Source organism: Streptomyces sp. adm13(2018), assembly GCF_008042145.1.
GTDB lineage: Bacteria > Actinomycetota > Actinomycetes > Streptomycetales > Streptomycetaceae > Streptomyces.
Window position 1 is genome coordinate 1965918 of record NZ_RDBH01000129.1, and the last position, 25076, is coordinate 1990993.

20 protein-coding genes and 1 pseudogene are annotated in these 25076 nt (G+C 75.1%); 9 read left to right on the forward strand and 12 right to left on the reverse strand.

What is annotated here, in order from left to right; all coding sequences use genetic code 11:
- Positions 1 to 226 precede the first annotated feature (226 nt).
- Positions 227 to 880 carry a DedA family protein gene (locus EAO70_RS25815; RefSeq protein WP_148005119.1) on the forward strand — a complete coding sequence of 218 codons (654 nt, stop codon included), beginning with the start codon at positions 227 to 229 and terminating at the stop codon, positions 878 to 880.
- 88 nt (positions 881 to 968) lie between these two features.
- On the opposite strand, the gene EAO70_RS25820 is transcribed toward EAO70_RS25815, so the two are convergent.
- Together EAO70_RS25820 and EAO70_RS39525 are read right to left on the reverse strand one after the other, a co-directional pair.
- On the reverse strand, positions 969 to 1496 hold the full coding sequence (locus tag EAO70_RS25820) for a gamma carbonic anhydrase family protein (RefSeq protein ID WP_148005120.1): 528 nt from the start codon (positions 1494 to 1496) through the stop codon (positions 969 to 971).
- Between the two features lie 80 nt (positions 1497 to 1576).
- Complete coding sequence (locus tag EAO70_RS39525) at positions 1577 to 1960, reverse strand: hypothetical protein (RefSeq protein ID WP_261993028.1); 384 nt, start codon at positions 1958 to 1960, stop codon at positions 1577 to 1579.
- Here EAO70_RS39525 and EAO70_RS39530 point away from each other — a divergent pair.
- A pseudogene (locus tag EAO70_RS39530) lies at positions 1883 to 2149 on the forward strand (acyltransferase); the annotation flags it as partial. The gene EAO70_RS39525 and the pseudogene EAO70_RS39530 sit on opposite strands and share 78 nt — an antisense overlap.
- On the opposite strand, the gene EAO70_RS39535 reads toward EAO70_RS39530, so the two are convergent.
- On the reverse strand, positions 2041 to 3009 hold the full coding sequence (locus EAO70_RS39535) for an EamA family transporter (protein WP_261993029.1): 969 nt from the start codon (positions 3007 to 3009) through the stop codon (positions 2041 to 2043). The pseudogene EAO70_RS39530 and the gene EAO70_RS39535 sit on opposite strands and share 109 nt — an antisense overlap.
- A 104-nt stretch (positions 3010 to 3113) precedes the next feature.
- Here EAO70_RS39535 and EAO70_RS25835 point away from each other — a divergent pair, with 104 nt between their 5' ends.
- A complete protein-coding gene (locus tag EAO70_RS25835; RefSeq protein WP_148005121.1) occupies positions 3114 to 3686 on the forward strand; it encodes a helix-turn-helix domain-containing protein in 573 nt (190 codons plus the stop codon).
- Positions 3687 to 3758: 72 nt separating this feature from the next.
- Positions 3759 to 4322 (forward strand): YbaK/EbsC family protein, encoded by a 564-nt coding sequence (locus EAO70_RS25840; RefSeq protein ID WP_148005122.1) that lies wholly within the window; start codon positions 3759 to 3761, stop codon positions 4320 to 4322.
- Positions 4323 to 4494: 172 nt separating this feature from the next.
- Here EAO70_RS25840 and EAO70_RS25845 read toward each other — a convergent pair whose 3' ends face one another.
- Together EAO70_RS25845 and EAO70_RS25850 are read right to left on the reverse strand one after the other, a co-directional pair.
- Positions 4495 to 4935, reverse strand: coding sequence for a CoA-binding protein (locus EAO70_RS25845; protein ID WP_148005123.1), 441 nt, complete (start codon positions 4933 to 4935; stop codon positions 4495 to 4497).
- Positions 4936 to 5014: 79 nt separating this feature from the next.
- Positions 5015 to 6523 (reverse strand): long-chain-fatty-acid--CoA ligase, encoded by a 1509-nt coding sequence (locus EAO70_RS25850; RefSeq protein WP_148005363.1) that lies wholly within the window; start codon positions 6521 to 6523, stop codon positions 5015 to 5017.
- A gap of 186 nt (positions 6524 to 6709) precedes the next feature.
- Between EAO70_RS25850 and EAO70_RS25855 the strand changes: the two genes are divergently transcribed.
- The 4 genes from EAO70_RS25855 (at position 6710) to EAO70_RS25870 (ending at position 13221) form a co-directional block, all read left to right on the forward strand.
- Positions 6710 to 8062: a PucR family transcriptional regulator gene (locus EAO70_RS25855; protein ID WP_261993030.1), complete on the forward strand. Its 1353-nt coding sequence runs from the start codon at positions 6710 to 6712 to the stop codon at positions 8060 to 8062.
- A gap of 54 nt (positions 8063 to 8116) precedes the next feature.
- Positions 8117 to 8743 (forward strand): YigZ family protein, encoded by a 627-nt coding sequence (locus EAO70_RS25860; protein WP_148005124.1) that lies wholly within the window; start codon positions 8117 to 8119, stop codon positions 8741 to 8743.
- Positions 8744 to 9007: 264 nt separating this feature from the next.
- Positions 9008 to 10186, forward strand: coding sequence for an exonuclease SbcCD subunit D (locus EAO70_RS25865; RefSeq protein WP_148005125.1), 1179 nt, complete (start codon positions 9008 to 9010; stop codon positions 10184 to 10186).
- Positions 10183 to 13221: an AAA family ATPase gene (locus EAO70_RS25870; RefSeq protein ID WP_148005126.1), complete on the forward strand. Its 3039-nt coding sequence runs from the start codon at positions 10183 to 10185 to the stop codon at positions 13219 to 13221. The genes EAO70_RS25865 and EAO70_RS25870 overlap by 4 nt, the downstream gene beginning before the upstream one ends.
- Here EAO70_RS25870 and EAO70_RS25875 read toward each other — a convergent pair.
- From EAO70_RS25875 to EAO70_RS25885, 3 genes are all read right to left on the reverse strand, one after another.
- Positions 13211 to 13660: an Lrp/AsnC family transcriptional regulator gene (locus EAO70_RS25875; RefSeq protein WP_148005127.1), complete on the reverse strand. Its 450-nt coding sequence runs from the start codon at positions 13658 to 13660 to the stop codon at positions 13211 to 13213. The two genes, EAO70_RS25870 and EAO70_RS25875, sit on opposite strands and share 11 nt — an antisense overlap.
- Before the next feature lie 123 nt (positions 13661 to 13783).
- The gene (locus EAO70_RS25880) at positions 13784 to 15487 is read right to left on the reverse strand and encodes a DUF885 domain-containing protein (protein WP_187284019.1); all 1704 of its coding nucleotides are present in this window, start codon (positions 15485 to 15487) and stop codon (positions 13784 to 13786) included.
- A 48-nt stretch (positions 15488 to 15535) separates the two neighbouring features.
- The gene (locus tag EAO70_RS25885) at positions 15536 to 16033 is read right to left on the reverse strand and encodes an Lrp/AsnC family transcriptional regulator (RefSeq protein WP_148005129.1); all 498 of its coding nucleotides are present in this window, start codon (positions 16031 to 16033) and stop codon (positions 15536 to 15538) included.
- 59 nt (positions 16034 to 16092) lie between these two features.
- On the opposite strand from EAO70_RS25885, the gene EAO70_RS25890 reads away from it, so the two are divergent.
- Positions 16093 to 17334 carry a trans-sulfuration enzyme family protein gene (locus EAO70_RS25890; protein ID WP_148005130.1) on the forward strand — a complete coding sequence of 414 codons (1242 nt, stop codon included), beginning with the start codon at positions 16093 to 16095 and terminating at the stop codon, positions 17332 to 17334.
- Here EAO70_RS25890 and EAO70_RS25895 read toward each other — a convergent pair.
- From EAO70_RS25895 to EAO70_RS25910, 4 genes are all read right to left on the reverse strand, one after another.
- A complete protein-coding gene (locus EAO70_RS25895) occupies positions 17231 to 18694 on the reverse strand; it encodes a GNAT family N-acetyltransferase (protein ID WP_148005131.1) in 1464 nt (487 codons plus the stop codon). The two genes, EAO70_RS25890 and EAO70_RS25895, sit on opposite strands and share 104 nt — an antisense overlap.
- An 88-nt stretch (positions 18695 to 18782) precedes the next feature.
- The gene (locus EAO70_RS25900; RefSeq protein ID WP_222723475.1) at positions 18783 to 21575 is read right to left on the reverse strand and encodes a DUF6493 family protein; all 2793 of its coding nucleotides are present in this window, start codon (positions 21573 to 21575) and stop codon (positions 18783 to 18785) included.
- Complete coding sequence (locus EAO70_RS25905) at positions 21572 to 22981, reverse strand: SWIM zinc finger domain-containing protein (RefSeq protein WP_261993031.1); 1410 nt, start codon at positions 22979 to 22981, stop codon at positions 21572 to 21574. Before EAO70_RS25905 ends, EAO70_RS25900 begins: the two co-directional genes overlap by 4 nt.
- A 121-nt stretch (positions 22982 to 23102) precedes the next feature.
- Positions 23103 to 24692 carry an alkaline phosphatase D family protein gene (locus EAO70_RS25910; RefSeq protein ID WP_148005134.1) on the reverse strand — a complete coding sequence of 530 codons (1590 nt, stop codon included), beginning with the start codon at positions 24690 to 24692 and terminating at the stop codon, positions 23103 to 23105.
- Positions 24693 to 25076 lie beyond the last annotated feature (384 nt).

A 25076-nucleotide genomic window follows, 5' to 3' on the forward strand; every position in this document is an offset into this window, starting at 1 on the left:
CCCGACGGCTGACCGGCCCCGCCCCCGCACCCGACGGCTGACCGGCCCCGCCCCCGCACCCCGCTCCCGGGGTGCGGGGGCGGCCGCGTTCCCGGCGGTCGGCGGCGCGGGCGCGTCGGCCCGACCGGGTAGGCTGCCCCGGCGTGCCCGCCGCCGGGCACGCGGCGCCGCGGGCCCTCGACCAGGACCGGGCGCGGCAGGGCAGTCGAAACGGGAGGAAGCCGCGTTGCACGTCCAGGAGTGGCTGGAGACGATCCCCGCGGTCGCGGTCTACGTCCTCGTCGGAGTGGTGATCGGGCTGGAGAGCCTGGGCATCCCGCTGCCCGGCGAGATCGTGCTCGTGAGCTCGGCGCTGCTCGCCTCGCAGCACGGCGACATCAACCCGTACGTGCTCGGCGCGTGCGCCACCGCCGGCGCGATCATCGGCGACTCGATCGGCTACGCGATCGGCCGCAAGGGCGGCCGGCCACTGCTCGCCTGGCTGGGGAAGAAGTTCCCCAAGCACTTCAGCGAGGCCAACATCGGCCTCGCCGAGCGCTCCTTCCAGAAGTGGGGCATGTGGGCGGTCTTCTTCGGCCGCTTCGTCGCCCTGCTCCGCATCTTCGCCGGACCGCTCGCGGGCGTCCTGCACATGCCGTACTGGAAGTTCCTCGTCGCCAACGTCTTCGGCGGCATCCTGTGGGCCGGCGGCACCACGGCCGTCATCTACTCCGTCGGCATCGTCGCGGAGGCCTGGCTCAAGCGCTTCTCCTGGCTGGGGCTCGTCCTCGCCGTACTGATCGGCGTCGCCTCGATGCTGATCATCAAGAACCGCGCCAAGAAGGCGGCCTCGGAGCGGGCGGAGACCTCCGAGCCGGAGCCGGTCACAGTCGGGGACTGAGGCCCGCGGCGCCCGGACGTACGTGAGGGAGGGCGGCACCAGCCGACGGGTGCCGCCCTCCCTCACGTACGTCCGGATGCCGTGCGGCTCAGTCCTGGAAGGCCTCCGCGTGGCCCTTGGCGAGGTGCAGGTACATCTCGGCGTTGAGCCGGATCCCGGCCTGCTCCTCCTCGGTCAGCGGGCGGCGGACCTTCGCGGGCACGCCCGCGACGAGCGAACCCGGCGGGACCTCCATCCCCTGGGGGACGAGCGCCTGCGCGGCGATCAGGGAACCGGCGCCGATCCGCGCGCCGTTGAGGACGGTCGCACCCATGCCCACCAGGACGTCGTCCTCGATGACGCAGCCGTGCACGGTCGCGTTGTGGCCGATGGTCACGCGGTCGCCGATCGAGACCGGGAAGCCGGGGTCGACGTGGACCGTGCAGTTGTCCTGCACGTTGGAGTCCTCGCCGATCACGATCGGGCCGCAGTCCGCGCGCAGCACCGCGTGGTACCAGATGCCGGTGCGGGCGCCCAGCGTCACCTCGCCGAGCACCACGGAGGTCGGGGCGGTGAAGGCGGTCGGGTCGATCCGCGGCTCCTTGCCGCCCACTCCCTTGATCAACGCCTCTGTCATGGTTCGCTCCTGATCGTCTGCCGTCGTGTCACGCCCGGGGCTGCCCCCGGCCGCAGCCTATGCCGTGCCCATGACGGACATCACAGCGCACCGCGGTGATCAGGTACGACGGTGCCGACTACGGTGTCCGGGTGCCCAGGAACAGAAACACGTTCTCGTCCCTCGCCGCCTGGCGGCGTCGGATGCTCAACCGCGCCGTGCAGGGCGGGTGGCGCTGGGTGCAGGAGACCGGGTCCGTCACGGCCGAGCATCCGGGGAGGCTGAGCTTCCGCCGGCTCGGCGCGGGCACCCGGCTGGCCTTCCCCCAGGGCACGGTCTTCGGCGAGCGCTGGATCGAGATCGGCGAGTGCTGCATCGTCGCCGAACAGGTCACGCTGACCGCCGGGATGCTGCCGGGCCTCGACCTCGGACCGGACACGGTGCTGACGCTCGGCAACGGCGTCGTCCTCGGCCGGGGCAGCCATGTGATCGCCGACGCGAAGGTGACCATCGGCTCGGACACGTACTGCGGTCCCTACGTCTACATCACCTCGACCAACCACAGTTACGACGACCCTGACGAGCCGGTCGGCCGCCAGTGGCCCCGCTCGGCGCCGGTCGTGATCGGCCCCGGCTGCTGGCTGGGCACGGGCTCGGTGATCCTGCCCGGCGCGCGCCTCGGCCGGAACGTGGTCGTCGCGGCGGGCGCGGTGGTACGCGGGGAGGTGCCCGACCACGCGGTGGTCGCGGGCGCCCCGGCGCGGGTGGTGCGCAGCTGGGACGCGGAGAAGGGCTGGCAGCCCCCGCTCAGGACCCCGACACCACCGTCGCCGCGATCCCCGACCGCGTCACCCGCTGATGACGATCCGATTCCCGGCAGGCGGACCGGCCGGCCCGAGCCACCTCGACCGCGCGACCGGCACGTCGAACGGGCCCGGCCCCCGCGCCTCACGGAGGCGTACAGGGCTCCGCCGCCCACCAGGACGTTGGTGACCCGCTGGACGAAGAGCGCCAGGAACAGGCCGGTGACCGTCGTGGAGGCCTCGGCGATGAGCGCCATCACCGAGCCGAAGCCGAAGGCGGCGACGAGGGTGAGCAGGACGGCCTGGCGCTGGACGGGGGCGCCGCGCAGTTCCGGTCCGCCGGCGAGGAGCACGCCGAGGACCGCCACGCCGATCCCGGCGAACTGGACGAGTCCCGGGCGGTCGCCGACGAGCAGGCCGACCGAGACGGGCACGACGACACCGAGCGAGCCGAGCGGCGAGACCACACCCATCGGGCCGAGCGCGAGCGCCTTGTAGAAGGCGAGCATGGCCGCCGGGCCGACGACGCCCGCCCCCACCGCGTACCAGAGCTGGGGTCCCGCCTCGGTCCACGCCCCGGTCGCGAGGACGACGGTGCCGAGGACGACGACGGCGAGGAGCTGGGAGACCACGACGACGGTGAGGGCGGGGATCCGGCGGGTCAGGAGCCCGCCGCCGAAGTCGGCGAGGCCCCAGAGCAGGCTGGTGGCCAGGGCGAACAGGGCGGTCATGGGTCCTCGCAGTCACGGACGGCAGTACAGTGCGGTGAACCGTCGGGTGCACCTCACGGTAGTTCAGCATAGTGAACTCTGTCATTCAAAATATTGGACGGAATGTGTCGGACCTCGACCAGCTCACGCAGTCGCTCGCCCGGAACCTGAAGCGCTGGCGCAAGGAGCGGGGGCTCACCCTGGACGCGCTCGCCGCCCGGTCCGGCGTCAGCCGCGGCATGATCATCCAGATCGAGCAGGCCCGGACGAACCCCAGCGTCGGCACGACCGTCAAGCTCGCCGACGCGCTCGGCGTCTCCATCACGACCCTGCTCGACTACGAGCAGGGTCCCCAGGTCCGGATCGTCCCGCCGGACCAGGCCGTCCGCATGTGGTCCACCTCCACCGGCAGCCACACCACCCTGCTGGTCGGCACCGAGGCCCGCGGCCCCCTCGAACTCTGGTCCTGGACCCTCATGCCGGGCGACGGCAGCGCCTCCGACCCGCACCCCGACGGGACGGTCGAACTCCTCAGCGTCACCGCGGGGGTCCTCACCCTGGTCGTCGACGGCGAGGAACACCGCCTGCCCGCCGGTACCTCAGCCGTCTTCGAGGCCAACACGGGCCATGAGTACCGCAACGAGGGCGAGGACCCCGCCGAGATGACGATGGCGGTCTCGATCCCGCCGGTCCGCTGAGGGCCGTGGGTGCGGCGACCGTACGGTGAGACGAAGGCTCGCGCCAGGACAGGTCGTTGTGAGCGTCGAGGCATGCGCGCACCCATCGGAGACTTCACCGACGCCCGTCCCGCCCCCGACTGCCTGGACCTGCTCACCGCGCCCGTAGCCGCCGCGGTCCGGACCTGGAGCGGCCCGGTCCCGGCCGATCAGCTGCTGTACGTGGACACGGACCCGGCCATCGCCGACACGGCCGTGTTCGTCGAGCACCACGGCGCCGACCTCCTGGACGCGTCCGCGAACTGCGTCGTCGTCGCGGGCAGACGAGGGGAGACGACGACCCTCGCCGCGTGCGTCGTGAAGTCGGCGACACGGGTCGACGTCAACGGCGCCGTACGCAAGCACCTGGGCGCGCGCAAGGCGTCGTCCGCCCCGATGGACACGGCGACCGGGGAGACCGGCATGGAGTACGGCGGCATCACTCCGATCGGCCTCCCGTCCGCCTGGCCCCTCCTCGTGGACGCCGCGGTCCTGGACACGGAATGGGTCCTGATCGGCAGCGGGCGCCGACGAGGCAAACTCATCCTCCCGGGCAAGGCCTTCGCCCAACTCCCGGGCGCAGTCGTCATGGACGCCCTCGGCCTCGCGGCCACCTGAGTGCCCCGCGGGGCCCGGCGGAGTCGCGTTCTGCCGTGAGCGTCACGGGCTCGGCGGGGACGGCCTGTTCGGCTCCGGTGCGGACGGGGTGTCGTCGTACTCGCGTCGGGCCACGACGTCGGCCTGCCACCGGAGCCCCCGTGTCCCGCACCGCCGCCCTCACCCTGCGCCGCTAGCCCAGGCGCGGGATCTCTATCGCCGGGCAGCGGTTCATGATCATGTCCAGGCCTGCTGCTCGCGTGCGGGCGTACGCGGACTCGTCGACGACTCCCAGCTGGAACCAGACGGCCCGCGCGCCGATCTTCACCGCCTCGTCCGCGATTCCACCCGCCTGGTCGCTGTTCACGAAGACGTCCACCACGTCGACGGGGAACGGGATGTCGGCGAGCGACGCGTACCCCTGCTCCCCGTGGACGGTCTCCGCCCTGGGGTGGACCGGGACGATCCGCTTGCCGAACCGCTGGAGGACGGCCGCCACCCCGTACGCGGCCCGCCGGGTGTTCGTGGAGAGGCCGACCACCGCCCAGGTGTCGCCGGTGGACGTGAGGATCCGCCGTATCGTCTCCTCCTCGGATCGACCGGTCGGACCTGCGGTGTTCGTCTCGACGCTCATCGCGCTCGCTGCCTCTCCTCGGTGGGGCCCTTCACCCACGTCAACCGGGCGCCACCTGCCGTGATTCCCGCCGGCCGACTCAGCCGCCCCCGGCGGGCCGTTCGGCCCGCGCCACCAGTGCGCGCTTCAGGACCTTGCCCGTGGGACCCAGCGGCAGCTCCTCCACGAAGCGCACGATCCGCGGGTACTTGTGCCGGCCGAGCCGCTCGCGCGACCAGTCGACCAGCTCCTCCTCGGAGAGCGCGGCCGCGCCCCCGCGGCGCACCACCACCGCGCAGACCTCCTCGCCCTTCGCGTCGTCGGGGACGCCGATCACCGCGACCTCCGAGACCGCCGGGTGCCGCACCAGCACCTCCTCGACCTCGCGCGGGTAGATGTTGAAGCCGCCCCGGATGACCAGGTCCTTCTTCCGGTCCACGATCCGCAGGAAGCCGTCCTCGTCCCGTACGCCCAGGTCACCGGTGCGGAACCAGCCGTCCACGACCGCCGCCGCCGTCGCCTCCGGGTCGTCGAGGTAGCCGGCGAAGACGTTGTGCCCGCGCACCACGACCTCCCCGACCTCACCGTCCGCGAGCAGCCGGACCGCCTCGTCCACGGCCGCGTCCGCGATGCCCACCTCGACACCCCGGACGGGGTGGCCGACCGTGCCGGGGCGGCGGCCGAGGCCGGGCTGGTTGAAGGTCGCGACCGGCGAGGTCTCCGTCAGGCCGTACCCCTCCAGAACCTGCGTGCGGAACGTCTCCTCGAAGCGCTCCAGGACCGCGACGGGCAGCGCGGCACCGCCCGACACGGCGGCACGCAGGCCCTCCGGCCGTACGGCGGAACCGCCGGCCGCCTCCACCAGCGCGTGGTACATCGTCGGTACGCCCATGAAGACGGTCACGTCCTCGTCGGCCAGCACCCGCAGGGCGGCCGGGCCGCTGAACCGGGGCATCAGCACGAGCGTCGCGCCCTGCCGGAGCGTCCCGTTCATGGCACAGGTCTGGCCGTAGCTGTGGAACAGCGGCAGACAGCCGAGGACCACGTCCCCCGGGCCCAGCCCGAGCAGGTCCTCGGCGGTCACCGTCGCGTTCATGGCGATGTTGCGATGGGTGAGCAGGGCTCCCTTCGGACGGCCCGTCGTCCCGCTCGTGTAGAGGATCACCGCGGTGTCCGAGTCGTCCGAGGGCTCGGCCGCCACCATCGGGCGCGGCGACGAGGGCGCCCCCTGGAAGGCCCGCACCCCGGCCGCGCGGGCCGCCTCGTCGGCGACGGCCCACAGCGGCCCGCCGCTGACGATGCCCACCGCGCCGCTGTGCTCCAGGACGTACCGCACCTCGTCGGCGACGAGCAGCGCGTGCACCGGGACCACCGTGGCACCGGCGGCGAGCGCCCCGTAGTACACGCGCAGGAACTCGATCGTGTTCGGGAGCAGGACGGCCAGCCGGTCGCCCGGCCTCACCCCGGCCTCGCGGAGCCCGGCGGCGCAGCGCAGCGCCTCCGTCCACAGCTCGCCGTAGGTGAGCCGGGTCGCGCCCTCCACGACCGCGATCCGGTCGGGGGAACGGCGGGCGGACTCGCCGAGGATGCCGGCGACGCTCAGTGACATGGCACGCTCCAGATACGCGGCGTCGACCACTCCGTCGACGATCGGTGACACGGCACAGAATCCGCCGCGACCACACTCCGGCACCATGTGCGGCTGCACACCATGCGGCACGTCCAGCTGGGCAGCGGCCCCGCCGTCCGGCCCGGCCCGTGGCATTCGCCAAATCCCGGCGCTACGGTGCGAGCCATGACGCACAGCTCGGACGCCCCCGCGGGGCCCCCGCGGGGAGAGCGCGTCTCCCCAGGGCGCGCGAACCACGCCGGCGCGCTGCGCCGCTCGCTGGCCACGGCGATGCTCGCCGACCTCGACCGGCTCACCGACCGCGCCGTCGACGACATCCGCGCCCACTCCGGCACGTACGCCTCAGGCGCCCCCGTCACCCGGGAGGACCTCTGGGAGATCTGCCGCGACAACCTGCTGCGGGCCCTGGAGGACTTCGGCGGGCTCGCCGCAACCGGCGGCGACTTCGAGTGGGCGGCCCGCGAGACCGGCCGCCGCCGCGCCGAACAGGACGTGCCGCTCGACACCGTCCTCCGGGCCTACCGGCGCGGCGGCCGGGTGCTGTGGCAGGTGATGGCCGAGCACCTGCGGGCCCGGTCCGGGCGGGACTCCGACAGCCGGGACGTCGAACTCGACATGGCGAGCGGCGTCTGGGAGACGATCGACCGCTACTCGGTCGCGATGGCCGACGCCTACCGGATCGCCCAGCTGGAACTCCAGAGCCGCCAGGACACCCGGCGCGTCGCCCTCTTCGAGGCGCTGCTCGACGGACGCGCCGACGACCCGGCCGTCGCGGCCGCCGCCGCGGCCGCGCTCGGCGTCCCGCCGGTCGACCGCTACGTCGTCGTGGTCGCCGGCCAGGACCCCGCGGCCCCGCCGCACCCCGCGCCGGCCCTGGAGGCCCGCGGCATGTGGTCGTACTGGCGGCCCCGCTCCGGCCGCTACGCCGGGATCGTCCGGCTGCCCCCGCGCGAGGCGCCCGCCGGCCGCACCGCGGCGGCCGCCCCGTCCGGCGGCGCCGACCCGGCCGTCCGCGCGCTCCTCGCGGCCCTGCGCGAGCGGACCGGGGCGACCGCCGGGGTCTCGCCGGAGTTCGACCGGCTCTCCGGGGCGGGCCGGGCGCTGCGCCTGGCCGAGCAGACCCTCCGCACCCTGCCCGCCGGCAGCGGCGAGGCCGGCGTCTTCGACGACCGGCTCGCCCAGGTGCTCCTCAGCGGGCGCACCGACATCGCCGAGCGGATCGTCACCGTCCACCTCGGACCGGTGCTCGCCACCGGCGGGGAGCGGGCCGCGCTCCTCACCACCCTGCGCGCCTGGCTCGACCACGGCTGCTCGGCCTCCCGGGCCGCCGAGCAGCTGTACTGCCACCGCAACACCGTCCTCAACCGCGTCGGCCGCGTCGCGGAGCTCACCGGCCGCTCCAGCGAGTCCGGCGAGGCCCGGCTCGGCTGGGCCCTCGCCCTGCGCGCCCTGCCGTACGCCGGCCTCGCGACCCCACCCGAACCGGCCGCCGGGGAGCACGAGCCGGAGGGCGGGTAGGGGCACGCCGCACCACCCGACCGCGCCCGCCACCCCGGACCGTAGGCTGGCCGAATGCAGGAGCAGTACCGCACCCCCGCACGCGCGGGTGTGCACGAGACCGAGATCAACCGTTCGCGCTTCCTCTGCGCGCTCGCGCCCGTCGCCGACGAGCGGGAGGCGCAGGAGTTCGTCGCGCGCGTCCGCAGGGAGCACCCGACCGCGAGCCACAACTGCTTCGCGTACGTCCTCGGCGCCGACGCCTCCGTCCAGAAGGCGAGCGACGACGGAGAGCCCGGCGGCACGGCAGGCGTCCCGATGCTCCAGATGCTGCTGCGGCGCGAGATGCGGTACGTCGTGGCCGTCGTCACCCGCTACTACGGCGGGGTGAAGCTCGGCGCGGGCGGCCTCATCCGGGCCTACGGCGGCGTGGTCGGCGAGGCGCTGGACGCGCTCGGCACGGTGACCCGGCAGCGCTTCCGGATCGTCACGGTCACCGTCGACCACCAGCGGGCCGGAAAGCTGGAGAACGATCTGCGGGCCACCGGCAGGGCCGTCCGTGACGTGCGCTACAGCGAGGCCGTCACGATCGAGATCGGCCTCCCGGACGCGGACGTCCCCGGCTTCCGCGCCTGGCTGGCGGACGCCACCGCGGGAACGGCCTCGTTCGCACTCGGCGGCGAGGCGTACGGGGACGTCTGAGCGGCGGACCCCGGACCCGCGCCCCGGTCCGTGCGCCCGGCCGTGCAGTCCGTACGGGCCCCTGACCGGCGGACCCGGCCCCCGCCCCGGGCCGCACGCCCGGCCGCGCAGTTCGTACATGCGCCTGACCGGCGCACCCCGGGCCGCGCCCCGGCCGCGTGATCCGTACCGCCCCGACCACACCCCCCGGCGGGATAGCGTGGAGGGCGCACACGGACGGGAACAGCGGTGAGGAGCGGCGCTCATGCGGGGTGGGACGGCATCGTGAGGCTCCTGCACACCTCGGACTGGCACCTCGGCCGGTCCTTCCACCGCGTCGGCCTGCTCGACGCCCAGGCCGCCTTCCTCGACCACCTCGTGGCGACCGTCCACGCGCACGAGGTCGACGCCGTCCTCGTCGCCGGCGACGTCTACGACCGGGCCGTGCCCCCGCTGTCGGCCGTCGAGCTGTTCGACACCGCCCTGCACCGCCTCGCCGAGGCGGGGGTGCCCACCGTGATGATCTCCGGCAACCACGACTCCGCCCGCCGTCTCGGCGTCGGCGCCGGGCTCATGGAGCACGCCGGCATCCACCTCCGTACCGATCCCGCCGGCATCGGGACCCCCGTCGTCCTCCCCGACGCCCACGGCGACGTCGCGCTCTACGGCCTGCCCTACCTCGAACCGGCCCTCGTCCGCGAAGCGCTCGGCGCCGAGCGGGCCGGGCACGAGGCGGTCCTCGCCGCCGCCATGGACCGGGTCCGCGCCGACCTCGCCGCACGGCCCGCCGGCACCCGTTCCGTCGTCCTCGCCCACGCCTTCGTCGCGGGCGGCACGCCCAGCGACAGCGAGCGGGACATCACCGTCGGCGGCGTCGCGGCCGTCCCCGCCGGGGTCTTCGACGGCGTCGACTACGTCGCCCTCGGCCACCTCCACGGCAGCCAGACCGTCACCCCGCGCGTCCGGTACTCCGGATCCCCCCTCGCGTACTCCTTCTCCGAGGCCGACCACCGCAAGACCATGTGGCTCGTCGACCTCGGCCCGGCCGGCCCCGACGGCGCGCTCACCGCGGCCGAGCGGCTCGACTGCCCCGTCCCGCGCCCCCTCGCCCGGATCCGCGGGCGGCTCGACGACCTGCTCGCCGACCCCGCTCTCGCCCGCCACGAGCAGTCGTGGGTCGAGGCCACGCTCACCGACCCGGCCCGCCCCGCCGAGCCGATGAGCCGGCTCACCGCGCGCTTCCCGCACACCCTGAACCTCGTCTTCGACCCCGAGCGGACCGCCGGGGACCCCGACGCCTCCTACGCCCGGCGGCTCCGGGACCGTACCGACCAGCAGATCGCCGAGGACTTCGTGGCCCACGTCCGCGGCGGCGCCGCCCTCGACGGCCCCGAGCGGGCCGTCCTGCACGGCGCCTTCGACGACGTACGGGTCGACACGACCGAGCGCGAGGGGGGCCGATGAGGCTGCACCGCCTGGAGATCACCGCGTTCGGCCCCTTCGGCGGCACGCAGACCGTCGACTTCGACGCCCTCTCGTCCGCCGGGCTCTTCCTCCTCCACGGACCCACCGGAGCCGGCAAGACCTCCGTCCTCGACGCGGTCTGCTTCGCCCTGTACGGAAGCGTGCCGGGCGTCCGGCAGACCCCCGGCGCCTCGCTGCGCAGCGACCACGCCCCCGTCGGCACCTCCACCGAGGTCGTCCTCGAACTGACCGTGGGGGAGCGGCGCCTGGAGATCACCCGCCGCCCGGCGCAACAGCGGCCCAAGCGGCGCGGCGACGGCTTCACCACCGAGAAGGCGCAGACCTGGCTGCGCGAGTACGACCCCGCCACCCGCGCGTGGAACGGCCTCAGCCGCTCCCACCAGGAGGTCGGAGAGGAGATCACCCAGCTCGTCGGCATGAGCCGCGAGCAGTTCTGCCAGGTCGTCCTCCTCCCGCAGGGCGACTTCGCCCGCTTCCTGCGCGCCGACGCCGAGGCCCGCGGCCGGCTCCTGGGCCGGCTCTTCGACACCCGACGCTTCGCCGCCGTGGAGGAGCGGCTCGCCGAACTCCGGCGCGCCGCGCAGCAGCAGGTCGAGGAGGGCGACGAGCGGCTCCTCGCCCTCGCCCACCGGATGGGCCAGGCCGCCGGGGGCCTCGCCGTCGCCCGTACCTCCGTCGACGGACGGCCCGGCGACCCCGGGATCGCCGACGCCGTCCTCACCTGGGCCGCCGTCGCCCGCACGGAGGCGCGCGAGACCGTCGACATCGCGCGCGTACGGCTCGACGCGGCCGAGACCCGGCGCGACGCGGCCCGCGCCGCGCTCGACGCCGAGAACGACCTGGCCGCCCGCCAGGCCCGGCACGCCGACGCCCTCGCCCGCCACGAGCGGCTCACCGCCCACGCCCCCGAGTGCGACCGCCTCCAGGCCGCCCTCGACCGCAGTCTCAAGGCGGACCGGGTGGCCCCCGCGCTCGGGCTCCGGCAGGACGCCGAGCGCCGGCACAGCGCCGCCCACACCGCCCGCGCGCGCTCCCGCGCCCAGCTGCCCGCGGAGCTCGCCGACGCCGGAGCCGAGCAGCTCGCCGCCCGCGAGCACCGGCTGCGCGCGGAACTCGGCGGCCTGGAGGCCGCCCGCCGCGCCGAACGCCGGGCCGCGGCCCTCGCCGACGAACGCGCCGCCCTGGCCCGCGAGGCCCGCGCCGACGACGACGTCCTCCGCGACACGGGGGACTGGCTCACCGGCTGGGAACCGCGCCGCGCCGCACTCGCCGAACGCGTCGAGGCCGCCCGCGACGCCGCCGCCCGCGCCGAGCACCTCGCGGGCCGCCTCGAACCCGCCCGCCGCCGTCGCGAGGCCGCCCGCCGCCGCGACGCGCTCGCCGAGGACACCCGGGTGGCCGAGGCGCGCCTCGCGGACGCCCGGGAGCGCCGGAACGCCGCCCACGAGAGCTGGCTCGACGTCAAGTCCCGCCGCCTCGAAGGGATCGCAGCCGAACTCGCGGTCACCCTCACCCCCGGCGACCCCTGCCAGGTCTGCGGCTCCACCACCCACCCGGCGCCCGCGCTGACCACCGCCGACCACGTCGACCGCGCCACCGAGGAGGCCGCGTACGCCGCCTACACGGGCGCCGAGGAGACCCGTACGGCCGCCGAGCGCGCGCTCGCCGTCACCCGTGAGTCCTGGTCCACCGCCCGCGCCGAGGTCCAGGCCGGCGCCCCGGACGGCGCACCCGAGCCCACCGCTGCGGAACTCGCCGACGAAGTGGCCGAGTTGACGGCGCTGCACGCCGACGCGCACGCGCTCGCCGGACAGACCCACAGCGCCCGGGAGACCCTCGCGCGGGCCGACCGCGAGCACGAGGAGCGGGTCACGGCCCAGCGGGAGGCCGAACGACGGGTCGCCGCGCGGACCTCGCGGCGCGAGGCCCTGGACCGCGAGCAGCTCACGCTCGACGAGGAACTCGCCCGGGGCCGCGGCGCGTTCGCCACCGTGGCCGAACACGCCACCCGGCTGGAACGGCGGATCGCCCTCCTCGTCGACGCCACCGGAACCGTCCGGGACGCCGAACTCGCCGCCCAGCGCCTCAAGGAGGCCGACGACCGGCTGGCCGACGCCGCCTACCGCGCGGGCTTCACCACCCCGGCCGAGGCCGCCGCCGCGCTCCTCCGGGAGGGCGAGCGCCGCGACCACCAGCAGCGCGTCGACGCCTGGCGGGCCGAGGCCGCCGCCGTCGCCGACCGGCTCGCCGAGCCCGGCACCGCGGCCGCCGCCGCGCTCCCGCCGGCCGACCCGGCCGCGGCGGGCGCCGCCCACACCGCCGCCGAGCGCGCCCTCCGCGCGGCGGACGCCGCCCTGGCCGCCGCCCGCGAGCGGGTCGCCGGACTCGCCGGACTCGCCCGGCAGGCCCTGACCGAGGTCCGCCGCCTCGGCCCGCTCCGCGAGGAGTACGACCGGGTGGCCCGCCTCGCCGCCCTCACCGCCGGCACCTCGGCCGAGAACGAGCGGCGGATGCGTCTGGAGTCGTACGTCCTGGCCGCCCGCCTCGAACAGGTCGCCGCCGCCGCGACCGCCCGGCTCCAGCGGATGTCCGCCGGCCGCTACACCCTGGTCCACTCCGACGCGCGCGCCGGCGGCAAGCGGGCCGGACTCGGTCTGCACGTCGTCGACGCCTGGACCGGGAACGAGCGCGACACCGCCACCCTCTCGGGCGGCGAGACGTTCTTCGCCTCCCTGGCGCTCGCCCTCGGACTCGCCGATGTCGTCACGGACGAGGCGGGCGGCGTACGGCTCGACACCCTCTTCATCGACGAGGGCTTCGGCAGCCTCGACGAGCAGACGCTCGACGAGGTCCTCGACGTCCTCGACTCGCTGCGCGAGCGGGACCGCAGCGTCGGCATCGTCAGCCACGTCGGCGACCTGCGGCGCCGGATCCCCGCCCAGCTGGAGGTGGTCAAGGAGCGGCACGGCTCGGCCGTACGGCTGCGCACCGGCGGGGACGCGCTCAGCGGCTGAGCGAACGCCGGGGCAGCGGCGAGGAGTAGACCACGCTGGTGGTGACCGAGCCGAGCGTGGAGATCTTCCCGGTGATCTCCTCCAGGTGCCGCATGGACCGGGCGGCGACCTTGAGGACGAAGCAGTCGTCGCCCGTGACGTGGTGCGCCTCCAGGATCTCCGGAGTCGCGCCGAGCAGGTCGTGGAACGGCTTGTAGTTGCCGTGCGGGTAGCGGAGCCGTACGAAGGCGAGGATCGGCAGCCCGAGCCGGTCCTGGTCGACGATCGCCGTGTACCCGGAGATCACCCCGGCCTCCTCCAGGCGCCGCACCCGCTCGGTCACCGCGGACGGCGACATCGCCACCGTCCGGGCGAGCTCGGCGAAGCTGGCGCGGCCCTCGGACTGGAGGGCTTCGAGAATGCGCCAGTCGGTGGCGTCAGGGGTGTCATCGGAGGTCATGCACGAGACATAGCAGGGGATTCCCCGGCCGATCAAGAGAGCGGCCGGGGAATCCCACTGCGTGGGCCTCGGAGGCGCGACAGTCTCTCGGAGCCGCGACAGCTCTTCAGCGGCGACAGTTCCTCAGAGCCGCGACAGCTCCTCGACGAGGTCGTCGAGGCCCAGGGGTCCCTGCGAGAGGGCCGCCATGTGCCAGGCCTTCGCGTCGAACGCGTCGCCGTGCGCCGCCCGCGCGTTGGCCCGGCCCAGCAGCCAGGCCCGCTCGCCCAGCTTGTAGCCGATGGCCTGGCCCGGCATCGACAGGTACCGGGTCAGCTCGCTCTCCACGAAGGCCGGCGGACGGCTGCTGTGCCGCTGGAAGAACTCCTGGGCGAGCTCGGGCGTCCACCGCTCGCCCGGGTGGAACGGCGAGTCCGCCGGGATCTCCAGACCCAGGTGCATGCCGATGTCCACGATCACCCGGCAGGCCCGCATCATCTGCCCGTCGAGATAGCCGAGCCGGCGCTCCGCGTCGGGCAGGAAGCCGAGTTCGTCCATCAGCCGCTCCGCGTAGAGGGCCCAGCCCTCGCAGTTGGCGCTGACCTTGCCGATGGTCGCCTGGTAGCGGGAGAGGCGGTCGGCGACGTGCACCCACTGGGCCAGCTGGAGGTGGTGGCCGGGCACGCCCTCGTGGTACCAGGTCGACACCAGGTCGTAGACCGGGAAGCGGGTCACGCCGTCCACCGGGAGCCAGGTGCGGCCGGGCCGGGAGAAGTCCTCGGACGGGCCGGTGTAGTACGGGGCGGCCGCGCCGCCCGCCGGGGCGATACGGGACTCCACGCGGCGCACCCGGTCGGCGAGCTCGAAGTGGGTGCCGTCGAGGGCCTCGACGGCCTCGTCCATCAGTTGCTGGAGCCAGACCCGCACCTCGTCGACGCCCTCGACGTGGGTGCCGTGCTCGTCGAGGTGGGCGAGCGCCTCCCACGGGTCGGCGCCCGGGAGGATCCGCTCGGCCTCGCTCCGCATCTCGCCGAGCAGCCGGTGGTACTCGGTCCAGCCGTACGCGTAGGCCTGGTCGAGGTCCAGGTCCGTGCCGTTGAAGTAGCGGGTCCAGCGCTGGTAGCGCTCGCGGCCCACCGTGTCGGGGGCGTCCGCCACGGTCGGGGCGTACACGTCGCGCATCCAGTCCCGCAGCGCCGCCACGGCCTCCGTGGCGACCCGGCCCGCCGCCGTCAGCTCGGCGCGCAGGGTCACGGGGAGGGCGGCCGGGGCCGCGCCGGCGAACTCGTCGAACCAGCCCGGCCGGTCGCCGTCCCCGCCCGCCCACTCGGTGAGCTGGCCGATGAAGGTGGCGGTGGGACGCGGCCCGCCGAAGCGCTTGTGCTCCAGGCCGAGGGCGAGCGCGGACCGGTAACCGTAGAGGGCGGCAGGAACGGCGCGGAGCCGGGCGGCGACGGCGGTCCAGTCCTCCTCGGTCTCCGTCGGCATCACCGTGAAGACGATCCGGACGCTGTGCGCGGGCGACCGCATGTTGCTGACCGTGCAGAGGCCCTCCTCGGCCTCGAACATGGCGAGTTCCGCCGTCAGACGCTCCCGGAGCAGTCGGGCGCACCGCCGCTCGGCCTCGCTGTCCGCGCCCGGCACGCGCTCCGCCGCGTCGAGCCGGTCCAGCGTCCGGCGGGCGAGCTCGGCCACCGCCCGCTGGCCGGCCGGTGAGAAGTCGGGCAGCAGTCCGGCGCTCTCCTTGACTCCCAGGTACGTACCGGTGATCGGGTCGAGGGCGATGAGTGCGTCGACGTGTTCGTCGGCGACCTGGCGGGGCAGCAGGCTGCTGGAAGTCTCTGGCATGGGGGCCATCCTGGCGTCTTCGGCACGTCGCGTCACCCTCGTCGGGGCTCAGTCGGCTGACATGGAGGGGCTCGACGCGGGCGGCAGGAGCGGGCCGCACTCCCACTCCTGGAAGATCAGCCGCGTCTCGACGCGGGCCACCTCCCGGCGCGAGGTGAACTCGTCGAGGACGAGTCGTTGCAGGTCGGCGGGGTCCGCCACGGCCACGTGCACCAGGTAGTCGTCGGGTCCGGTCAGATGGAACAGGGCCCGGGACTCCGGCAGGCCCCGGATCCGGTCCACGAACGGACCGATCAGTTCCCGCCGGTGCGGCCGGACCTGGACGAGAAGGAGCGCTTCAAGCCCTCGGCCGAGTTTGGCCGGATCCAGTCGTAGTTGGTGTCCGAGGATCACGCCCGTGCGGCGCAGCCGCGCCACCCGGTCGAGGCAGGTGGACGGTGCCACTCCGACCTCGGCGGCGAGTTCGCGGTAGGTGGTCCGGGCGTCGTTCTGCAGGAGGCGAAGAATGTGCAGATCGACCGTGTCCAGTACGACAGAATCGGCCATCGGGCGAACGTAGCACGGCGAATTCCCGCTACTTCCCGGTATCCGTTCACAGTGCCGCCATGGACGCCATGGACTGCGGCACCTCGGCCACCCCGAGGGCGCTCGCCACCGAAGCCGTGCACGCCGGCCGCGAAGACCTCGCCTCGCTCGGTCTGCACGCCCCGCCGATCGACCTGTCCACCACCTACCCCTCGTACGACGCCCGGGCCGAGGCCGCCCGGATCGACGAGTTCGCGACCACCGGGGCCCGGCTGGACGGACCGCCGGTCTACGCCCGGCTCGACAACCCGACGGTCGCCCGCTTCGAGGAGGCCCTCGCCCGGCTGGAGGGAGCCGAGGCCGCCGTCGCGTTCGCCAGCGGCATGGCGGCCCTCACCGCCGTCCTGCTCGCCCGGGCGAGCCAGGGGCTGCGTCATGTCGTCGCGGTCCGTCCGCTGTACGGCTGCAGCGACCACCTGCTGGACGCCGGACTGCTCGGCACCGAGGTGACCTGGACCGACCCCGCGGGCGTGGCCGAGGCGATCCGGCCCGACACCGGCCTCGTCATGGTGGAGTCGCCCGCCAACCCGACCCTGGCCGAGGCCGACATCCGCGCCCTCGCCCACTCCTGCGGCTCCGTGCCGCTCCTGGTCGACAACACCTTCGCCACGCCCGTGCTCCAGCGCCCGGTCGAGCAGGGCGCCCGCATCGTGCTGCACAGCGCGACCAAGTACCTCGGCGGGCACGGGGACGTCATGGGCGGGGTCGTCGCCTGCGACGAGGAGTTCGCCCGTACCCTCCGCCAGGTCCGCTTCGCCACCGGCGGGGTGCTGCACCCGCTGGCCGGCTACCTGCTGCTGCGCGGTCTGTCCACCCTGCCGGTACGGGTCCGGGCCGCGTCCGGCACGGCGGCGGAGCTCGTCCGGCGGCTCGCCACCGACCCCCGCATCGCGCAGGTCCACTACCCGCGGATCGGCGGCGCCATGATCGCGTTCGAGGTGTACGGCGACCCGCACGACGTCATCGCGGGCGTCCGGCTCATCACCCCCGCCGTCAGCCTGGGCAGCGTCGACACCCTGATCCAGCACCCGGCCTCCATCAGCCACCGCATCGTGGCCGAGGGCGACCGCCGCTCGTCCGGCGTCAGCGACCGCCTGCTGCGGATGTCGGTCGGCCTGGAGGACGTCGAGGACCTCTGGCGGGACCTGACCTGGGCGCTCAGCGCTCCGCCCGCCGAGCCCCTTCGCGCGGCTGCTCCGGTGCCGTCTCCCGGTGCTGCGGTCGGTCGGCCGGTCGCGGTGCCTGGGCCAGCCGGGCTGTGATCACCAGGGTGCCCTCCTCGATCTGGTAGTCGAGGGGCAGGTTGAGCGCCCGCATCGCGGCCACCATCCCGGTGTTGGACGACTGCGTCACGGCGTACACGCTCGCGCATCCGGCCTCCTCGGCCATCGCCACCAGCCTGCCGAGGAGCTCGGAGCCGATGCCGCGCCGCTGCCAGTCGTCCTCCACCATCAGCGCCACCTCGGTCTCCTCGCCGTCCCAGAGCAGGTGCCCGAGGGCGACGAGCCGGCCCGAGGCGGTCTGGACGGCGAGGGTGCGGCCGAAGCGGGGGCTGAGCAGGTGGTCGAGGTAGCGGTCGGCGTCGCCGACCGGGCCGTGGTAGCGCAGCCCCAGCGTCCGGGAGGAGCAGCGGTCGTGCATGGCGCGCGCGGCGGACAGGTCCCGCTGGTCGGCGCGGCGGACGGTGATCTCGTTGCCCTCGGGCAGGGTCAGCACGTCCCGGCTGCGCGGGACGCGGGGGCCGAGCCGGGCGTCGAGTTCGACGAGTGCCCGGGCCCGGGCGAACTCCGTCGGGGTGAAGGGGAGATAGGCGCGCTCCACGACGAGCGTGCCGCCGTTCGGGTCGCGCAGCCGCATCACGGTCTCCTCCAGCACGCCCTCGACCGGGGCGTGCTCGCCGGTCGGCCGGCCGGTGAGCGAGACGGCGGGCACGGAGTGCAGGGTGCAGCGGCCCAGGAGCTGGCGCAGCGCGAGCGGCAGCTCGGCCGCGTCGAGGGCCGTACGGGTGGCCAGGCCGAGGACCCGGGTGGGGGTGTCCACCAGATCGTGGGCGTCGGCCCGCTCGGTCCAGGTGTCGCGGCCGCCGGCCGCGGCGGTCTCCCGGGTGAGGGCGTGGGCGGACAGGTCGGCCGGAGCCCGGAGCAGGAACTCGTCCACCGTGCCGTCGGCGAGCGGATGGGTCTGGAGGGTGAGGATGTCCACGCCCAGGCGGGCGAGGACCGTGCACAGCGCGGCGAGGCTGCCCGGTGTGTCCGCGACGGTGGTCCGCATCCGCCACAGCGTGGTCTCCACGGGCACCGCCGGCCCGGTCTCCCCGCCGGCCTCGTGCTGCTCCCCGGTGCCCGCGGGGCCGGCCGCGGTGCGGTGCCCGCCGGTGTCGCCGGCGGGCGGGGCGGGACTCGCATGGCTGCGCCTCCGCGCCCACCAGGTGTGGAAGGCGGCGGTGGCGGCCAGCGCGATCGCCGAGAACACCAGGAGCGAGGGGCCGTCGGGCCCCTTGGCGATGGTCTTGGCGATCGTGTCGGCCACCACCACGGCGGTGAACAGCGCGGCCAGTTCGATCAGGTCGTGCCGCCAGTGGTGCGGACGACGGGTGCTCTTCGAGGACGTCACATCGGTCATGACCTCACTGTGACCCAACGGTGTTGCGTGATCACGAACGCTTTGTGACTGACGGGTTAAGCGCCCATCTGGCGGCTTAAAGAACGATTCAGACCGTTTCTGTCAGAGGCTGATCGGCCTCCCGGCGGAGTGCGCCCGACAGCCGCTTCGCCTGGACGACGAACTGCGCGGAACTCCGCGCCGAGGCCAGCGCGTCGAGCCCGGCGACCTCGCCCGTGGCCCGGCACCGCTCCACACAGTCCGCCGCGACCGCCAGCACCTCGCCCAGGCCCCGTACCGGCTTCTCCGCGCCGAGCAGTTCGGGGAGCAGCGGCTCCAGGACCGCCCAGACCGTGCCGTACGCGCCCGTGGCCGCCGTCGTCCGCAGGGCGTCCGCCAGCCGGTTCGGCTTCACCGAACCCTCCACCACCAGCCACGCCAACTCCGTACCCAGCAGCCGGGCGTCCAGGTCGCCCCGCGACGCGAGGACGAGCAGCGCGTCCACCGCCCGCAGCCGGTCGTCCGCGTCCTGGCAGCCCAGACCGAACGCGAGCGCCAGATGGACGGCACGGCCGACCGGACCGCCCGCCTCGGCGAGGGCCGTCAGGGGCTCGGCCAGGCCCCGCTGGTCGCCGTCCGCCCCCGAGGCCAGCGACGACAGGACGCACGCGGCCACGAACTCGCGGTCCACCGGCAGCGCCGCGGACCAGTGCGCCCGCGTGTCCACCCAGTGGTAGCAGCGCCGGGGCGTCGCCTGCAGCTCGCCGCCCAGCCAGCGGAACGCCGCCGGGAACTCCTCGCGCACCACGGCCCGCTCGTCGATCTCCACGACGATCCGGTCCGTCAGCCACCACTTCTGCGAGTTCCGGTCCTTCCCCCGGGGGGAGAACCGCACCCGCGTCCCCAGCGGCTCCCTCGTCCGCAGCCACGCGGCGAGCCGCCGGCCCGCCGCCGTGCCCAGCGCCCCGGCCCGCTCGGCCGCCTCCGCCGCCGCGGCCGTCGTCCGCCCGACCCGCAGCAGCGCCTGGGCGAGGTCCGCCGGGGCCGGCTCGACCCCCGCGTCCCCGTAGGCCCGCAGCCGCTCCACCAGCACCTCCGGGTCGATCTCCCCGGTGTGCAGAGTCGGCGTGGCGAGCAGGAACGGCAGCGCTTCCGAGCCGACCAGAGCGGCCATCTCCCACAGGCGCGCGTCGAGGATCCCCGACAGCGCCTCGTGGTGGCAGGCCTTCCGGTCGTTCCCCTTCGCCCGCCCGGATTCGAGGCGCCGAGCCGGCAGCAGGCCCAGCAGCCCCGCGAGCACCACCTCCGCGCCGTGCGTGTAGTGGCTGAAGTAGTGCTCATGGGCCCAGTGCTCCGTCGGGAACGCCTCGCGGACCGCCGCCTCCAGCCCCGCCCGGTCCCGCCGCGCGAGCCGCACCAGACCGTCGAGCGTCCGCTCGAACGCCGCCGGGTCGTCGGACCGGCCCCTCGTCACCAGCTCCTCCACCAGCTCCTCGACCGTCGTGGCCGGAGGCGCCACCGGCTCGCGCTCCGGCACCGGCGGCAGGATCTCCTCGTACGGGACCCCGGCCTCCGCCTCCAGGTCCGCCCCGAACAGCGCGACGGCCGCAGGACGGTGCACCGGACTCAGCAGCCCGGCCTGCTCGGCCAGCTCCCGGCGCACGGAGGCGTCCACCCGCCCCGCATGACGGCCCACCAGCTTCAGCGCCCGCTCCTGGATCGTGGTGTCCTCGTGCCCGAAGGCCTCCGCCACCGCCGGCAGCAGTTCCTCCGCCGCACCCGGCTCCCGCGTCAGCACCTTCCCGACCAGCGTCAACTGGGCCCGCACCAGCTTCTTCTCGGTACGGAACAGCACCCCGCCCGTCATCTCGGCCAGCGTCCCCGCCGACAGCGCGCCCTCGGCCGCGAGCCCCGCGAGCACCTCCTGGGCGTACCCCGCGACCGGGGACGGCGCGTCGGCGGTCATTCCGATCCAGTCGGGCACCCGCTCCCGGCGCTCCGCGGCGTCCGGCTCGACGAGCCGCAGCACCTCCAGCGGGAACCGCAGGTCCCGGGCCCTACCGCCGCGCAGCAGCCGGGAGACGCACAGGTCCACGACCTGGGCCCGGTCGAGCACACCCTCCGCGACGAGCGTCGCGAGCGCGGTCGGCCAGTGCGTCGGTGCCTCGGGCCCGACCGACCAGGTCAGCCGGTCGGGCGTCTCGGACATCGCGAGCGCGTGCGGCACGAGCACCCGGGTGTGCGTGTCCTCCCGGAGCCGCGCGAGCAGACGTCCGTCGGTGATCTCCCGCGTCCAGGCGAGGACATAGCCGTCGGTCGCCGGAACCGCGCACCCCGAGCGCTCCACGAGTCCGCGGATCAGGCCGTAGCTGTCCTCCGCCACGGCCGGCCGCGCCGCGAGCCGCTGCGCCACGTCCGCCGCCCACGCCGGGTCCCGGTCGGCGAGCACCGACAGGACCAGGACGCCGTCCTGGGAGCGCCGGCTCAGCAGATCGCGCCCGCCGAGCCAGGTGGCCGTCGCCGCCGCGCCCGTCTGGCAGCCCGCGCCCGCCACGTACAGCGCGCGCCGGACGGCGGTCGCCTCGTTCCACCGCTTCCAGTCCCAGCCGCGGACCTCGGAGCGCAGCGACTTCAGCGGGCCCAGGGCGCTCTTCCGGGCGGCCGCGTCCAGCGGCTCCAGGAGCGCCGGCACCTGGTGGGCGCGCCCCGCGCGCACCGCCGCGAGCAGCCGCTCGACCGGGGTGCCCTCCTCCGTACCGCCCGTGCCCTCCGTGTCGTTCCCCGCCCCGCGCACCACCGCACTCCTCACCTTGGCCCTCATGCTGTCCACCACTCTGTTCACCAGACCGTTCGCCACCGCGGCACCCCCACCGCTCCCCGTCATCGCGCCGCTTCCGGTCATCGCGCCGCTCCCGCGACCGTCGCGCCCTCGTCCGCGGAACCCGCCGGGCCGGGCGCCGCGCCCCGCCGCACCATCCGGACCGCCAGCGCGTGCTTGCACGGACCCCGCCGGCCCCGGTAGTCGGCCCACCACTGGCAGGTGCAGCTCAGCACCCCGTCCGACTCCCGCACCCGGTAGCGCCGCTCGCCCGAGGCCACCGTCGCCAGCTCGCCCTCGACGGTCACCGCGCCCTCCGCGACCAGCCGGCGCGCGCTCAGCAGACGCGGGTTGTGCCGCTCGGCGCGGTCCGCGTCGTACGGCAGCTCCCGGTGGAAGTACGCCGCGTCCGCCACGTCGTAGCCCACCCGGCCGGCCGTGCCGAGCCGGGTCAGCGCCGCGCGCACCCGGTCGATCGTGAGCCCGGCCTGCGCCGCGAGGTCCGCCGGGTCGATCCGCGGCTCCCAGGCGAGCAGGACCGCGACCAGCTCCGCGTCCTGCGCGGCCTCCTCCGTCGCCAGCGCCTCCAGGACCCCGCCCTCGCCGGAGAATCCCCGGGCGGAATCGGGAGACAGCGTCAGCGTCAGCCGCATCCCGGGCAGCAGCACCTCCCAGGCGCTCGCGGTGGCCAGGGTGCCGTCCGGCACCGGTCCGTACACCCGCAGCCCCGTCGCGTGCCGCAGCACCCGCTCCAGCGCGACCAGCCGGTCCGGCCCCGGCAGGCACACCGCGCCCGCGCCCGGCCGGGTCGTCGGCCGCAGCGTCCTGCCGGACTGGACGACCCACACCGGCCCACGCCCACGGGACTGGTTGCGCGGCAGGGACCGGAGGAAGCGGACGGCCTCCGCCCCGCTCAGCTCGGCCCGCAGATCGAAGCGGGCGGAGGCGACCTGCGCCTCGGCGAAGCCCCGCAGCCAGCGGTCCGGCAGCGGCACCTTCTTCTCGACGACGGCGCCCGCGAGCGTGGTCACCGCCATCTCCTCCGGCCCGACCCGGAGATGCAGCGGATCGTCCCCCGTCATCCGTGACAGCGCCTCGCGCAGCGGGTTGTTGACGTCGACGTTCGTAGTGCCGTGCCCGGTCTCCGTACCGCCCAGGCCCTCGTCGAGGACGTCCAGCCGGGCGTACACCCCGCCGCAGCCGGAGAAGGACTCGAACCGCAGCCGGTCGCCGTTCCCCGTCACCACCGGGTCGAGCGAACCGGGCCGTATCCGCTGGTGGTAGCGGGCCGCGGCCACGTCGGCGACCGCGAGCAGACCGCGGGCGGCGACCTGCGGAGAGGCCAGGAAGCCGGCGAAGAAGCGGGGATGGGCCTCGGCCCCGCGGGGCGTGAGACCCCCCGCCGTCTCCAGACCGAGCAGCCGGCCGGAGCCCGTGGACTCCAGCGCGGAAGGGCGGACATAGGCGAGTGCCTGTACGGATCGCGTCATGGAAAGGACGGTAGGACCAGCCACTGACAATCACCCGGGAGCCGGCCCCCGGTCGGTCGCCGCGAGCGCCGGGAACCGGCCCCGTACCCCCTCCGACCAGGCACTACCGCGCTGCCCGACGCTACTGCCCGACGCGACCCGGCTGCAGCACCTTGCTGAACAGCACGGTCCCGCCCTCCGCCCGCAGACGGACCGTCAGTTCCCCGCTGTGGCCGTCGATGTCGACCTCCCCGAAGTACTGCGGGCTTTCCATCGGCGACAGGTTGCCCCGCTCGGGCGCCCGGACGAACACCCGCTCCGGACCGAACGTGCCGTCCAGCGCACTGGCCGGGAACCCGCCCGCGGCCAGCGGACCGGAGACGAACTCCCAGAACGGCGCGAAGTCCTGGAAGGCCGCCCGCTCCGGCGCGTAGTGCTGCGCGGACGTGTGGTGCACGTCCGCCGTGAGCCACAGCGTGCCGGTGATCCGCCGGTGCTTGACGAACCGCAGCAGCTCCGCGATCTGCAGCTCACGCCCCAGGGGCGCGCCCGGATCGCCCTGCGCGACCGCCTCGATGTTCCCGCCGTCCGGAACGACCAGGCCGAGCGGCATGTCGGCGGCGAGCACCTTCCACACCGCGGTGGACCCGGCCAGCTCCCGCTTGAGCCAGGCGAGCTGCTCGGCGCCCAGGATGCCGGTCGTGTCGTCGGCCTGCCGGCCGGGCGAGTTGGCGTTCCGGTAGGAGCGCATGTCGAGCACGAACACGTCGAGCAGCGGCCCGTACCGCACCACGCGGTGCATCCGGGACGTCCGCGACCCCGCGCGCGCGTGCAGCGTGGACACCGGCGTGTACTCGCCGAAGGCGCGCAGGGCCCGCGCGGCGAGCACGTCCACGTCCTTCTCCGTGTAGCGCGCGTCGTCCAGGATCTGGCCCGGGTACCAGTTGTTCCGCACCTCGTGGTCGTCCCACTGCGTCACCGTGGGGACCTGCGCGTTGAACGCCCGGACGTTGTGGTCGAGGAGGTTGTAGCGGAAGTTGCCCCGGTACTCGGCGAGGGTCTCCGCGACCTTCGACTTCTCGGGCGTCGTGACGTTCCGCCAGATCCGGCCGTCGGGCAGCGTCACGCTGGGCTGGAGCGGCCCGTCGGCGTAGATCGAGTCGCCGCTGCACAGGAAGAAGTCCGGGTCGAGACGGCGCATCTCCTCGTACGCGCGGAAACCGCCGATGTCCGGGTTGATGCCCCAGCCCTGTCCGGCGATGTCCCCCGACCAGAGGAAGCGGACCCCGTCGCGGCGCCGTTCGGGAGCGGTGCGGAAGGTGCCGGTGATCCGCTCGCCCGTCCGCCGCGGGTCGTCCGGGTCGGCGAGCGTCACCCGGTAGTGGATCTGCTCGCCGGCCGGCAGGCCCCGCAGCGGGACGGTGCCGGTGAAGTCCGTGCCCGCGCCGAGCAGCGGCCCGTGGTGGCGGCGCACCCGGCGGAACGACTCGCTCGCCGAGGTCTCCACGAGCATCCGCGCCGGCCGGTCCGAGCGCACCCACACCAGCCCCGAGGACGTCGTGACGTCGCCCGTCTGCACGCCCCACCCGGCGCGGGGCCGCCCCGACAGCGCGAACGCGGGGGCGGCGAGCCCGGCGCCGCCGAGGGTGAGCGCCGCCGACGCGGCGAGCGAACCGCGCAGCACGCCGCGACGGGCGGGGGAGGGGGAACGGCCGGGTGCGGACTGGGACATGCGGGTCCTCCGAGGTGGTCCGGGACGGGGCGGCGGTGCGTCGCCCCATGCCTAGCGGCCGGGTACGGCGGTCACACGAACCCCGCGTGAACACTGGGCCGGGGCCGCTGGGCCGCCGGGGCCACCGGCCGCCGAGCCGTGGGGGCCGCCGGGCCGCCGGGGCCACCGGCCGCCGGGCCTCGGGGCTGCCGGGGCCGCTGGGATCGCACCGGGCGCCCGGGGGCAGGCCCAGTCGGCCGGCTCAGCCCCGGCCCACCGCCGCCCCCCGGGCGCCCGTCCGTCCGGGGCAGCCCATCGCACCGGGCGCCCGGGGGCAGGCCCAGTCGGCCGGCTCAGCCCCGGCCCACCGCCGCCCCCCGGGCGCCCGTCCGTCCGGGGCAGCCC